The organism is Sorangium sp. So ce1153 (assembly GCF_051521595.1).
Taxonomy (GTDB): domain Bacteria; phylum Myxococcota_A; class Polyangia; order Polyangiales; family Polyangiaceae; genus Sorangium.
The window spans coordinates 171,861-184,965 of record NZ_CP150361.1; the positions used below are offsets into that span (position 1 = coordinate 171,861).

Annotated in this window: 8 protein-coding genes and 1 pseudogene; 1 reads left to right on the forward strand and 8 read right to left on the reverse strand. The window is 70.6% G+C overall.

The annotated features are described in order from the left end of the window. Positions 1–198: 198 nt before the first annotated feature. Both WME85_RS00635 and WME85_RS00640 read right to left on the reverse strand, forming a co-directional pair. A pseudogene (locus WME85_RS00635) lies at positions 199–288 on the reverse strand (STAS domain-containing protein); the annotation flags it as partial. 45 nt (positions 289–333) lie between these two features. Continuing rightward, on the reverse strand, positions 334–1,239 hold the full coding sequence (locus tag WME85_RS00640) for a LysR family transcriptional regulator (protein WP_437834197.1): 906 nt from the start codon (positions 1,237–1,239) through the stop codon (positions 334–336). A gap of 95 nt (positions 1,240–1,334) precedes the next feature. Here WME85_RS00640 and WME85_RS00645 point away from each other — a divergent pair, with 95 nt between their 5' ends. Next, a complete protein-coding gene (locus WME85_RS00645; protein ID WP_437834199.1) occupies positions 1,335–2,216 on the forward strand; it encodes an aldo/keto reductase family oxidoreductase in 882 nt (293 codons plus the stop codon). 133 nt (positions 2,217–2,349) lie between these two features. Here WME85_RS00645 and WME85_RS00650 read toward each other — a convergent pair whose 3' ends face one another. The 6 genes from WME85_RS00650 to WME85_RS00675 form a co-directional block, all read right to left on the reverse strand. After that, positions 2,350–4,245 carry a hypothetical protein gene (locus tag WME85_RS00650; RefSeq protein ID WP_437834200.1) on the reverse strand — a complete coding sequence of 632 codons (1,896 nt, stop codon included), beginning with the start codon at positions 4,243–4,245 and terminating at the stop codon, positions 2,350–2,352. Between the two features lie 689 nt (positions 4,246–4,934). Further along, positions 4,935–6,029, reverse strand: a complete 1,095-nt coding sequence (locus tag WME85_RS00655; protein WP_437834202.1) for a hypothetical protein — start codon at positions 6,027–6,029, stop codon at positions 4,935–4,937. Positions 6,030–6,240: 211 nt separating this feature from the next. Beyond that, positions 6,241–7,878 carry a protein kinase domain-containing protein gene (locus tag WME85_RS00660; protein WP_437834204.1) on the reverse strand — a complete coding sequence of 546 codons (1,638 nt, stop codon included), beginning with the start codon at positions 7,876–7,878 and terminating at the stop codon, positions 6,241–6,243. A gap of 111 nt (positions 7,879–7,989) precedes the next feature. Beyond that, positions 7,990–9,309, reverse strand: coding sequence for a formylglycine-generating enzyme family protein (locus WME85_RS00665; protein WP_437834206.1), 1,320 nt, complete (start codon positions 9,307–9,309; stop codon positions 7,990–7,992). Between the two features lie 332 nt (positions 9,310–9,641). After that, entirely contained in the window at positions 9,642–11,114 is a 1,473-nt protein-coding gene (locus WME85_RS00670; protein WP_437834207.1) for a DUF1552 domain-containing protein, read from the reverse strand. Between the two features lie 4 nt (positions 11,115–11,118). Then, positions 11,119–12,852 (reverse strand): DUF1592 domain-containing protein, encoded by a 1,734-nt coding sequence (locus WME85_RS00675; RefSeq protein WP_437834209.1) that lies wholly within the window; start codon positions 12,850–12,852, stop codon positions 11,119–11,121. Positions 12,853–13,105 lie beyond the last annotated feature (253 nt).

The window sequence follows — 13,105 nt, forward strand, 5'->3', positions numbered from 1 at the left end:
CCGCGGCGTCGCCCTGCGTCAGCGCGAAGGCGACGCACACCGCCCAGCCATCGAGCGGCGTCGTCGACGCCGTGCGCAGCTGCTGGCTCAGCGCGGCCAGGGCGTCCGCGTTCTCCGCCGCGGTGGGCACCCCCTGCCTTGACCTCGGACAGGAGACGTCGCGCCAGGCGCGCGCCGGTGTTCAACGCTTCCTCTCCTCACTTCGATGAGGTGCCGGGCCGTGTCCGTATCGACCGCATCGACGCCGGTGAGATCGAGGATCGCATACCGAGCGTCCTTGCTCACGATCGGTGTGCGGCGTCTCGGCGAGCGCGGCAGTCTCGCCATCGCCGCTCACCGCTTCGCGGATGTCCGCACGAAATCGATGAAGGCGCGCAGCGGCGCGGGGACGAGCCGGCTTCCTGGATAATAGAGGAACGGCCCCGAGAAGCTCTGCCACCAGGGCTCGAGCACCGGCTCCAGCGCGCCGCTGTCCAGGTGCGGGCGCAGCCAATCCTCGAACAGCTGGATGACGCCGACGCCGGCGATCGCCGCGTCCACCGCCAGGTCGATGGCGGCGCCCGCGCTGACCAGCAGCGGTCCCGCCGGGTCGAGCCGCACCACCTCGCCGTCGCGCTCGAACTCCCAGGTGATCATCTGGCCGCTGCTGAAGCGGCCGCGCATGCAGGCGTGCTGCAGCAGGTCGCGCGGGTGTCCCGGCCGGCCGCGCCGATCCAGGTAGGCGGGCGCCGCGGCGGTCGCGTAGCGCTGGACCCGCGGGCCGATGGGGACGGCGATCATGTCCTGCTCCAGCCGCTCGTCGTAGCGGATGCCGGCGTCGCAGCCGGCCGCCAGCACGTCGATGAAGGCGTCCTCCGCGATCACCTCCAGCTGGATCTCCGGATAGGCGGCGAGGAACGCCGGGATGATGTCCGGCAGCACCAGGCGGGCGGCGCTGATCGGCACGTTCAGCCGCAGCGTGCCCGCCGGCCGGTCACGGAAGCCGTTCACCACGTCCACCGCCGCGGCCACCTCGCCCAGCGCCGGCGCCAGGCGGTCGAACAGCCGCGCCCCGGCTTCCGTGAGCGCGACGCTGCGCGTGGTGCGGTGGAGCAGCCGGACGCCGAGCTGCCCCTCGAGGCGGCGCACCGCCTCGCTGACCGCCGAGGCGCTGCGGCCTGTCGCCCGCGCCGCGTCCCGGAAGCTCCTGGCGCGGGCGACGGCGACGAAGGTGTCGAGGTCGCCGAGGTCCAGGTTCATTGTTCGGAATTCCGCACAGCCCGTGCGGATTGTGCGCCGTTATCGCGCCCATCGCCAGGGCCTACCCTGGGCGGACCTGCCAAGGAGACCGCATCATGTCCAAGATCAACGCCGCCGGGACCGCCAGGCTCGGCCACCGCCACGTGAAGCGCCTCGGCTACGGCGCGATGCAGCTCGCCGGGCCGGGCGTGTTCGGCCCCCCGAAGGACCGCGACGGCGCGCTTGCGGTGCTGCGCGAGGCCGTCGCCGCGGGGGTCGACCACATCGACACCAGCGACTTCTACGGCCCGCACGTCACCAACCAGCTCATCCGCGAGGCCCTGGCGCCTTATCCGGACGATCTGGTCATCGTCACCAAGATCGGCGCCCGCCGCGACGAGGCCGGCGCCTGGCTCCCGGCCCCCTCGCCCGAAGCGCTCATCGAGGCGGTGCACGACAACCTGCGCAACCTCGGGCTCGAAGTGCTGGAGGTGGTGAACCTGCGCGTCATGTTCAGCGTGCACGGTCCCGCCGAGGGCTCGATCGAGGCGCCGCTCGGCGCCCTGGCCGAGCTTCAGCGTCAGGGGCTCGTGCGCCACATCGGGCTCAGCAACGTCACGCCCGCCCAGATCGCGGAGGGGCGGCGGATCTGCGATATCGTCTGTGTGCAGAACCAGTACAACCTGGCGCACCGGGCCGACGACGCCCTGATCGACGACCTCGCCGGGGAGGGCATCGCCTATGTCCCCTTCTTCCCGCTCGGCGGATTCTCGCCGCTGCAGTCGTCCATCCTCTCCGACGTGGCCCGCGGCCTGGGCGCCACGCCGATGCAGGTCGCCCTCGCGTGGCTGCTGCGGCGCGCGCCCAACCTCCTGCTGATTCCCGGCACCTCGTCGGTGGCTCACCTGCGCGAGAACCTCGCCGCCGCCGAGCTGGCGCTGCCGGACGAGGCGATGGCGGCCCTGAACGCCGTGGGAGCGAGCGCGGGCGCGGCCTGAAGCCCGCCGCCGGCTCAGGCCCGCGGCAGCTCGAGCGAAGCTGCGCGCCCTCGAGGTAGAGCGGCGCAGACGCCGCGGGGGCGACGGCCGGCGCCGCGCCCCGCGGGGGGACGGCTAGCGGGCCGTCGCTCTTTCACTGCAATACGAAGTCGAAGCGCAGGCGCTCTTCATCGCAACCATCGTGAAAGATCAGGTTGGTTCCTTCGGCGGGGGTCGCTGATCCGCCTTCCGGGTGGACGCAGCGGCCGGTCTGGCCGCTCTGCAGGCTCCCGCCGGACGTCACGTCGAACGAGAGGCGTGTCTCGGGAGCGCAGGACGGGAAGAGGATCAGGTCGACGCCGTTGCTGGCGGTGCCTTGATCCGGGTGAACGCAGAGTCCGCTCGGAACATGCTTGAGCAAGCCGCTGGCCAGAACTCTGAAAGACGAGGCGAGCGTGCTGCAGCTGCTCGACAGCACCAGCGGCGTGCCGTCGGCTGGCGTCGTGGTGCCGCCTTCCGGGGTGAAGCATTTGCCGCTGGTGTGCTGCACGATCTTGTACTCGTCCACCGCGGCGCTCAGCGCGTAATCTCTCGGCGTGATCTCGCGGAACGCGCGTGGGCCGAAGCCTCGGTAGGTGTCATCGGCGGCGATGACGGTGCCTAGCCAGTAGTCGCGGTACCAGTGCAAGAACGAGCGGTTGGGGATATCGGATTTGGCGTAATGGCTCGATTCGGATCCGTGCAATCCCCCGTCGGGGAGCGGTATCCCCAGCTCATCGTAAAACCCATCGAGGCCGTGCATGGGTTCATGGATGAACAGCTCCAGCGGCTCGCTGTCGGTGGTGGACGTCCACTGTGAGGCGACCGTGTTTTTCCCGTTGATCGTCGTCCACAGGGTGTAGTTCGATGCGTAGCTGCTCCCCGGGCCCCAACCCCCGCCGCCCGGCTTGCTGTCGCCCGGCGTGAAGAATACTTGCACGGTGTCGTACTCTCCCCGGGGCACGAAATTCTGCACGTCTTGCTGGAGGTGGACAGCTGCCGGCAAATAATTTCCACCTTCGATCGATAGCGATGTGATGGGGTCGTTGGAGACGACGCTGGAGCCATGCCATGCGACGCGGCCGTCAGTGATCAGATCCATCCAGTACGCCAGCCGATCTTCGAAGGCGATCTGCGCCGCGTCGACGACGCTGCTCGGCAGCGAACCTTGCGTGACACCCGGGACATTGGTTTGCGGCTTGACGAGGAGGAGCCCATGGAAGTCGAACTGTGTGCTCTCGAGTCGCTCACCGAAGCCGACAGGCTCGAGATACCAACGTGCGTCGTCGTTGCAGGTTCCCAGGGTGGGTTGCGCGCTGCCGTTCGGAATGGCGCAATTGTTCCCGCTCGAGCGCAAGTGATACAGGGCGGGGCGATCTTCCGTGCGGGCGCGCAGGGTGTCCACGGTCCATTCCGCCGCGCTGCCGCTGCAGCTGCCGAGCACCGCCGTGCTGCTCGACGCGGTCAAGCACTGGCCGGTCTCTTCGTGTATGAACTGATACCGGTCTGTGCCAACGCTGTTCAGGCGCCAGTGCTGATGATCATCGCCTGAGTAGTCGTTGCCGACCAGCTGCCCGTTGATGAAGTCGCGGCTCAGCGTGCTGCGGTCGGCGCGGGACATCAGCCGCCAGAGCCCGATCTCGAAATCATCGCCGGCGAGATTCGGCTCTTCCGGTTCGACGCGCAAGCTGTGCACGTCCAGCTCCGCAGTGCCCTGGGTGTCCCGCAGCTCCACCGTGTTGTTGCCGGCCTGCAGCGTCACCGAGAACGGGCCGAATTCTCTCCCGCTCGGGCGCGGGCTCTCCGTGGCGGTGGACGTGATGACGGAGATCTGGCTGCCGTTCAACCAGAGGCTCATCGCCCTGGTTTGCGATGGCACAGCGACCTTCACATAAAGGTCCACATCGCTGCCGATGCTGCCGGATACATTCCAGATGAATCCGGTGTTGTCATTGAGGTCGATGCCCCAGCTCTCATTCGTGCAGTTTGCGCTGCCCGTGCACCCGCTCACGCCGGGGCCACCGCTGGACGAGCTCGCAGGATAGACAGCCGCGTGAGCTGAGTCCGCCGCTGCAAGGAATAGAATCGATGCAATTGCTTTTGAGAGATATGAAGAATGTTTTGGCGCCACGAACAAAGATCCTTTTGAAAAAAATATAATAAATACGCGAGAGCGACGCCGCCGACGTCGATGTCGTCGCCCGAGCATGGATTACGGTTTGAGGCGTGCAGATCTGTCCGACGAAATCTCCTCTTGAGACAGCAGAGAAGATTTGATCGCAGCGAATGGCGGCCCCTGTTCTCCTGGGAAGAACAGGGCAGGCACTCCACAAGATAGCGGAGTCGCCAATGCTGATGCTGCAAATATGTTTCGGGCGTTCTTTTTGTCAAGTGTATTTATGAAGTTATGGTGCGGTGGGCGCTCCGCCAACCGCGTATCGTGGCGCCCTCGTGGCGCAGCCGCGCTCTCGGCCGACGCGCGCCTCGGCGCACCGGCCAGCTACGGTGAGGCTGCGGCCGACGTGCTCGACCTGGCGCGTGAGCGCGCCCCTCGCTGGGTACGTCGGTCATGGGTCGGTCTCCGGTCATACCGCTCTGGCGGGCGCCCCTCTCCGGTGGCGGACGCAGCTGCGCGTGCGGGTGGTGGCCGGTACACGCTTGAAGACCGGAAGTCCTGCCGCCGAGGCGCTGCGGCCAGCGTCAGAAGCTCCCTCTCGCGCCGAGGACTGCCCCCGCCGGCCCTGCCTCCAGCACCCCTGCGCTGACCCACCTCTGGCTCGCGCTGGACGCCACGCCGGGGTGCTTCGGCTCGGTCACGTAGAGCACCGCCGCCGCCCCGAGCCCGGCCAGCCCCACCCCGAAGGCGATGGTGCTGACCCGGGCCATCGTGATCGCGCTGCTCCCGGCGTCGGCCCCTGTCGCGTCGCAGACGCCCGGGTCCCTGACCCCGATCTTGCTGCCACAGTGCTCCGCGGCCAAGCCCTTCTTGCCGAACACGAGCGCGCCCGTGATGCCGCCGAGCACGAGCCCTGCCGCCCCGAGCCCGCCCACCACGTAGACGGCCGTCCGGCGGCCTGCAGGGGCCGCCGGCGCGTCCGGTCCGAGCGGGGCAGGCGCCGGCGCAGCGCGGGGCGCGGCCGGCGTCGGGGAGGCCGGCGGCGGCGCGGGGGCTCCGGGAGCCGGCGTTCCCTTCAGCGCCAGCGTCAGCTCCCTTGTCTCGCCCGCGGCGATCTTGATGCTTTGTTCCAGGGCGGGCCCTCCCGGCGCCTGGATCGACAGCACGTGCTCTCCGGGGTCCACGGGCAGGGGAATGCCGAGCGCGGCCTCGCCAAGCACGAGGCCGTCGCGCCTCACCACGGTCCCGGCCGGCGCTCCCGGCGGCAGCGAGAGCGCGAGCCGCGGGACGCGCGGCGACAGCTGCTCGCGCCGCTGTCTCGCGAGCTCGGGCCGCTCGCCCTGACGGGCCCTCTGCGCGGGCGTCATCCGCTCGAACAACGCGAGGTACTCCCCGAAGCGCGTCACCGCGGTGGCGATGCGACCCCAATCGGCCTCGCACGCCGCCAGCGTGAAGAGCGTGCCTGGCTGAGGATCGAGGCGCTCGCTCTCGGCGAGGGCCTTGCAGCCCGTCGCGTAGCGGCCTGCCTGCATGTCGGCCAGCCCTCGATTGAAGAGCTCCTCGGCGGCTGCGATGTCCCCCGCCGTCGCGGGGACGTCCTGCGCCGTCGCGGGAACAGAGAGCGAGAGCAGGCCGACGACGGCGAGGAGATGCGTGGAGCGGCGGAACCAACAGGGCATGCTTTGGCACTCGGCAGTTGAGGAGACCTAGGACACGTTGAAACCCGGAGAATTTTCACAGGGAGGCGGGGAGGCGGGGAGGGAGAAAAAAAGTGAAGTTCTTTCTCCTGCCGTCTCTCGCTCCCCGCCTCCCCGCCTCCCTGTGAAATTCCTGATTTTTCTCGTGGTTTCAACCCGTTTGTCGCTCTAGAGGTGCGGGCGGAGAACCAGCTCAATACCGCCCGTAGGGGGAAGTCGATGTCGGCTCCGGCGGGGACTGCTTCTTGTCGCTCGGAGGTGGCCTGGTTCCGGGCGGCGCGGGCGTGGCGGTCGTCGCCCGGGGCGGCTCCTTCGGGCGGAGCGCGGTGGGAGCGGGGGGCGTCGAGGCCCGCGCCACCGCCGGAGGCGGCACACGCGGCGCCGCTGCGCTCGGTGCCGCCGAGGAGGGCGGCGCCGGTGCTGTGGCGCTCGGCTCCGGCGCGGCGGCGCTGGATGCCGGCGCGGTGGCGCTGGATGCCGGCGCGGTGGCGCTGGATGCCGGCGCGGCGGCGCTGGATGCCGGCGCGGCGAGGGTCGGCTCTGCTGGTGCGGTCTTTTCTGGCGTCGCCTGTCCTGGCTGCGGCGCTGACGCGTTCGCGCTCGCGAAGGCGGCGTCCGTGGCTGCCGCCGGCTCGTCCCCGCGGCCGGCGCGCAGCGCGAGCCCGGCGCCCAGCACGCCGAGCCCCAGCACGCCGAGCCCCAGCACGGTGAGCGGCCCGCGGCCGGGTCGTTGCGGTCGTGCCGGCGCGGCGGACACCGCGGCGCCGGTCGAGCTCCCCGCGAGCCCCAGGCCGGAGGAGCGCGCGTCAGGCTCCTGGCCCGGCCGCCTCGCCGGCGCAGGCTCGGTCGTCATCAGGGCGGCGATGGCGGGCATGGGCGCGGTGGTGACGGGGGCGACACCTGGCCAGGGCGCAGCGCTCGGGAAGGCCCCCCGGTCCCCGCCCCCCGGAACGCCGAGCACCTCGCCGAGGGCCTGCACCGCCTCCAGGGCCCGGTGGAACCGGGCCGCCGGATCGGGCGCCGTGGCGCGGGCGAACCACGCGTCGAAGTCCAGCGGCAACACCACGCCTTGCGAGCGCGCCCGCTGCACCGCCGGCTCCTGCGGGCCGCGGGCGGCCACCATCGCGAACGCGAAGACGCCGTCGGCGCTGCTCGCCTCGGGCTCCCAGTACGGGGTGCCCACGAGCAGCGTGTAGGCCATCATGCCGAGCGCAAAGATGTCGGCGGCGGCGGTGAGCTTCGTGTCGCCGTGGAACTGCTCGGGAGGCATGTAGATCGGCGTGCCGAGGCTGCTCGTGGCGCCGGCCCCGGTCGCGCCGTCGGCGACGAGCTTGGCGATGCCGAAATCGAGGATCTTCACGCGGACCGAGCCGTCCTCCCGCTGCGTCAGGAAGAGGTTCGCGGGCTTGAGGTCGCGGTGCACGATGGACGCGGCGTGCGTGCGCTCGAGGGCCAGCGCCGTCTGGTAGAGGTAGGTCATCACCTCGGCGGGCGGCAGGCGACCGGCGCGCGTGAGGCGCTCGCCGAGCTCTTCGCCGCGGAGCAGCTCCATGACCAGGAACGGCATCCCGGTCGCCTCGTCGACGCCCGCGTCGAAGACGTCGACGATGTACTCGCTCTCGATCTTCGCCGTGATGCGCGCCTCGCGCTTGAAGCGCCCGCGCATCTCCTCGCTCTGGAAGAGGTGCGGGTGCATGACCTTGAGCGCCCGGTGGCGATCGGTCTCGAGGTGAATCACCTCGTGGACGGCCCCCATGCCGCCGGCGGCGATGAGTCGCACGACGCGGTAGCGGCGCGCGAAGACGGTCCCCTCCGCAAGTATGACCGACACGGCGGGAGGCTCTCGCGCCGGCCGGGCGGCGTCAAGGAGCCAGGCGGCGCGGGCGCCTCCGCTAGCGAGCCGCCATGATCGCTGTCAAGGCAGGCGTGGAGGAGGCGATCGCTACCGCGTCTTCACGCACCGGGCCCCGAGCACGTAGTGGCGTTCGGACGGGTACCCGACGATGCGGCTCCAAGAGGGCAGGAGCTGCGCCATATCCAAATAGCCCCCGCCCCGGACCGCCCGGGTCGAGGCGTCGGCCAAACTGGCACAATCATCGCATGGGCTGGGATAAGGTGCGTGCGAGTCCAGTACCCACTCCCACAGGTTTCCGCTCAGGTCCGCCTGCCCCCACTTCCCATCTCCCGCCGGCGACCGCGACCCGGCCGGCTGGATATCGCCGGGCGTACACGCGCCGGGATCTGACCCGTCCCCAGTGCAGTCATACACCGCATGGCTCGCATCGATCGTCGTCGAGCCTGCCGGCGTCCACCACGGGTACGGCCGCTGCTCGATCCCTCCGGCCGCCGCGTAGTTCCACTCCGCCTCTGTCGGCAGCCGGCCCCCATCCCACGCGCAGAACGCGAATGCCTCGTACCAGTTCAGGCAGTTCATCGGCAGGTGCTCGTTCCCGCCGGGCTCATCCGTCCAGGTCTGGTAGGGCGACTTGCACCCCGCGACGGCGGCCTTCAACGCCGTCGCATCTGCAGGCAGATTGCTGTCCCAGCCCGCATCCCAGCCGGTCCCCTCGATGAGCGGGTGCACCCCCTCTCCCGCCACAGGACGGCTCCCGGGATACGCCTCCACGAACCTCCGGAAACGCCCCACCGTCACCTCGAACCGATCCAGCGAGAACCCGCTCACCGTCGCTCGATACGCCGGATTGTTGTCCCGGTTGAAGGTGCCACCAGGCACCGCCGCGCTCGCGCAGCAGTCCTCGTCGTCCGCGGGCCCGCACGTCGTCGCCATCCCGACACAGCTCGGCGGTGTCGTCATGCACGTCCCTCTGCTGCAAAAGGGCGCTGCCTCTGGGCACGGCTCCGCGTCCTCCCACTGCCCGCGCCCATCGCACCGCTGCGGCCGGTTCCCCCAGCAGCGAACGACCTCCGGGCGGCACTCCCCGATGCACGTCCCCTCCACGCATGCCTGCCCCTCGCACTCCGTCCCGCCCGGCGTGCACTCTGCGCCGCCTCCGTCTCCCCCGCGCCCGCCGGCGCCCGCGCCGCTGCCGGTCCCGCCAGAGCCCGCGCTGCTGCCGGTCCCGCCAGAGCCCGCGCCGCTGTCGGTGCCGCCGCCGGCCTCCCCGCCGGTCCCGCTCCCACCGCTGCCTCCGTCCAGTACGCTATAGCTATCCTCCAGCCCCGCCAACGTGGCACACCCGCCCGCCGTGAGCGCCCACGCCGCCCATAGCCATCGCGCGCGCTCGCTCTTCCTCGTCTCCATATCTTCCCCTAAGCCGCCGCGCAGCCGCTGTCCACCGCCGCGCGCAATCGGCTTTGCCCTGCTCCGCGAGCCGGCCTGCACGCGTTTCGCGGCGTGCGCGCTCCCGGGAGCCCGCTGGAGGTCGACACGACGTAGTACTGAAGGTCGCCGCGCCTGGCCATCGTCGGAGCACGTCAGCTCGGAATCGGCCAGCACGGCCGCAAGAATGATCGACTCGATGCCGAGGCGATGGCACGCGCCGTCCAGGCGACCGCCGGCCTCGGTACTGTTTCTGGCGACCGCTCGCTATCGCCCGGTTTTTATGGCGGGATCTCTGACGCGCGACACCAGCCCTACGGCAGCTCCGCCAGGGGCCCCTTCCTGTACGCCGTGTCGTTCCCGAAGTGGGCGTCCTCGTGGCCGAAGGCGCGCAGGATCGACGTGTAGACGTTGTGCGTCGAGACGTCGGTCTCGTACTCGGACTGCGCAGGATCCGCGCTCGCGCGCTTGTTGTAGTTGACGTGCCGGCCGCCCGGCCACCTGCCGCCTGCCTTGCCGGCGAGCAGGACGGGGATGTCGCGCGGCGAGTGCCCGCCCCCGCACCCGAACTCGCTCGTGAACAGCACGACGCTGTTGTCGAGCATCGTGCCGTCGCCCTCGGGGGTGCTCTTCAACCCCTCGAGCAGGCGCGCGAACATCTCCATCCGCCAGTTGCGGTTCGCGAGGATCGTCGCGCGCCAGTCCGCGAGCTTGTCCGGCTCCGCGCCGCTCGGCCCCACGTCGAGACCTGCGTGGCCGAGGCTGTGGCCGAGATCGGTGCTGTAGGGCTGAGGCAACCAGCTCGTCAGGACGTCGGCGATCTGGAACGTGGCGACGTGCGTGAGGCCGCAGCGCAGCGCGTGCACGAGGATGTCGACCATCAGCGGAGCGGCCTCCACGATCCCTCCCCCCGTGTACGAGCCGTATCCCTGGTACACGGGCGCGCCGCCGACGTCCGGCTTCGTGCAGGCCGCCAGGTTCGCGACGCCATCGAGCTTCTTCTCCAGGCTCCGGATGTGCTCGGCGTGCGCGTCGAGCAGGTGCCTGTCCGCCGCGCTCACGCGCCCCTTCAAGGCCGCGAGGTGCTCGCTCACGCCGTCGAGCACGCTCTTGCGCTGGGCGCGGATCCGGAGCTGCTCGGGCGTCGGGCCCGACGAGGACTCCGCGACGTCCTTGAACAGCCTGTCGAAGGCGCTCGTCGGGTCCTTCTCGGTGGATACCTGCTCTCCCCCGGCGCCGTACAGCGGCTCTCCGTAGTTGTGGCCGTCGACCATGAGATCGATGGAGGAGAACGGCGTCGGGCTCTGGCCCGCGAGCCGCTGGGCGATCACCTGATCGATCGACGGGCCGAGCGCCCTGGCGTCGTCGCCTCCCGAGGTCGTGTCGGCGCAGGTGAGCACCGTCGCGTTGGAGCAGCCGTGGTGCCCGCCATAGTCCCCCTGGACCATGCCGGCGGCGTCGTCGACCCCGCGGAGCAGCGTGAGGTCACCCTTGTACGCCTCGAGCGGGGCCATCTCCTCGCCGAGGACGTCGAGCGCCTGCCCCTCATCGCCAGGAGCCCAGAGGTCGAGCATGCTCCAGGCGCCCGGCTTCCAGGGATCTCCCTTCTCGCCTGACGAATGGCGGGACGTGATCGTGCCGCCGTGGCTGAAGAACACGATGAACCGCCGGGCCCTGCCGTCGGCCGCCCAGACGTCCCCGTGCGTCGCCTCGAGGAACGGCAGCGCGACGCAAAGGCCGGTGGCGGTCCTGAGGAAGTTCCTTCGGCTGAAAGCGGAGCGTTTCATAAGCTCACTCCCCCGCTCGGCGCAGGTGCAAGAAGGCGTTGCTCGTCGTCAGGTCAAGGAGGAGGTCGCGCATGCTGCCGCCGCTCTCGGGCGTCGGCGTCGCCGCCTCCACCGACGCGAGATCCTGGTCGATCGGCACGCGCCGGAGCGCCGTCTGGAAGAAGCGCTTCGTGAGGCAGCCGCGCGCCGCGGCGCTCGCGGCGAGGGCCGCCGACATGGCGACGCCGCCGTCGACCTCCACGCCCTCGCGGTCCGGACCGACGGCGGGGAGGCTGCCGCGCGCGTCGATGTCGAGCGCGTACGGGCCTGTCGCGTCCTCGCCCCGCTCCTGCGCCTGCCAGCGCCCGAGCGCGTCGTAGTGCTCGAACGCGAAGCCGATGGGGTTGATAGCCACATGGCAGCTCGCGCAGTTGCCGCTCGACGTCTTGGCCTGCACGTCCTCCCGGACCGTCCTGCGCACCAGCGCGCCGTTCTCCTCGACGGCCCCGCCCTTGACCGGCACGTCGCTCGCGTTGGGAGGCGGCGGGCCGAGGGGGCGACAGAGCACCTGCTCCAGGATGTACGCGCCGCGGCGGATCGGCGATTTGACCTCGAGGCTGCCAAACACGCTCAGGAAGGCCGCCCGCGTGAAGATCCCCGCGCGCTGGTCGCCGGGGAGCGAGACCCAGGAGAACGTGCTCTCGTCCGCGGGGCCCTCCACGCCGTAGAGCGCGGCGAGGGGCCCGTTCACGTACGCCTCCGTGGTCGTGAGCAACGTCTCGAAGCGGCCGTCCCCCTCGAAGAGCACGCGCTCCGCCAGGGCCTCGATCTCCGTGCGCATGGCGGCGCGCAGCGCGGGTGAGTCCTCGGGATAGACGTCGGGGCTCTTCGGCGCGCTCTCGAGGGAAGCGTGCTTGTTCGTCCCGTCGAGCTCGATCCAGTCGGCGAAGAAGCGCCGCGCCGTGGCCCGGGCGCGGTCGTCCGAGAGGAGCCGCTCCGCCTGCGCGCGCACGCCCTCCGCCGAGTCGAGCGCGCCGGACTCCGCGGCGTCGAGCAGCGCGTCGTCGGGCGTCGTGTTCCAGAGGAAATACGAGAGGCGCGCCGCGCGCTCCCAGCCCGTCAGCGGGCGGACGCCGGAGGCGAGCGCCTCGCCCCCGTCCCCCTCGCGGCCGAGCTCGACGAAGTAGTAGACGCTGGGCGACTGGATCATGGTCCTGAGCACGACGAGGAGGGCGTCCTCGAACGACTGCTCCTTCCGCGCCTCGGCGTACTGTCGCTTGAGCATCGCGACCTCGGCCTCGTCGAGCGTGTGCCGGAAGGCGCGGCGCCCGAACGTCCGCACGAAGCGGTCCACGCACGTCTCGTCCTCCGCGCCGCGCGTGTCGCACGGGAACACCGATGTCCCCCACGACGCGCGCCGCGCGACGATCGCCTCCGCCGCGGCGTTGAGCTTGTCGACGGCGAGCAGCGAGGTGACCTCGCCCGCGTCCCGGTCCAGGTCGAGCTCGAGCGCCGGATCGCCGAACAGATCGCGCATCGAGCTCGTGAACTGCTCCGGTGTCATCCGGCGCATCCCCGCCGGCGCCACGTCGACCACCTCGCCCTCGCTCGGCGACCCGCCCGGGTCGCGCCGGTCGCCGCCCACATCGCCGACGCAGCCCGGGGTCAGGCCGGACGCCGCGAGGGCGATCGCGCCGAGCAGCGCCGCCCGCCGTCGCCTCGGCGCCGCGCAGCCATCGAGATCTCCAAGCGATTTCACGACGTTCCGCCTCGTCCACTCCATGGCTTCCCTCCTGGCGCCGTCAGGCGGGTGTCGTCCTCGGGTCCATTCTCCCGGAAGTTATCGAGTCACGCTGCGTGATACGCCCGCTGGACCCACGATGTGCGATGTCGATCGATCGCTGAGCCGAGGAGCGTCTCATTCTTGGATACTAGCCAATCACGAGCGCGACACCAGCTCGCGGGAGGCATGGGGATCATGCATTCCGTGCATGTCGCGGCGAGCTGCGACG

Bases quoted from the DNA above. Each gene is read 5' to 3' on its own strand.
- WME85_RS00670 (WP_437834207.1), bottom strand. From the start codon at position 11,114: ATGAAACGCTCCGCTTTCAGCCGAAGGAACTTCCTCAGGACCGCCACC.
- WME85_RS00640 (WP_437834197.1), bottom strand. From the start codon at position 1,239: ATGAACCTGGACCTCGGCGACCTCGACACCTTCGTCGCCGTCGCCCGC.
- WME85_RS00655 (WP_437834202.1), bottom strand. From the start codon at position 6,029: ATGCCCTGTTGGTTCCGCCGCTCCACGCATCTCCTCGCCGTCGTCGGC.
- WME85_RS00665 (WP_437834206.1), bottom strand. From the start codon at position 9,309: ATGGAGACGAGGAAGAGCGAGCGCGCGCGATGGCTATGGGCGGCGTGG.
- WME85_RS00645 (WP_437834199.1), top strand. From the start codon at position 1,335: ATGTCCAAGATCAACGCCGCCGGGACCGCCAGGCTCGGCCACCGCCAC.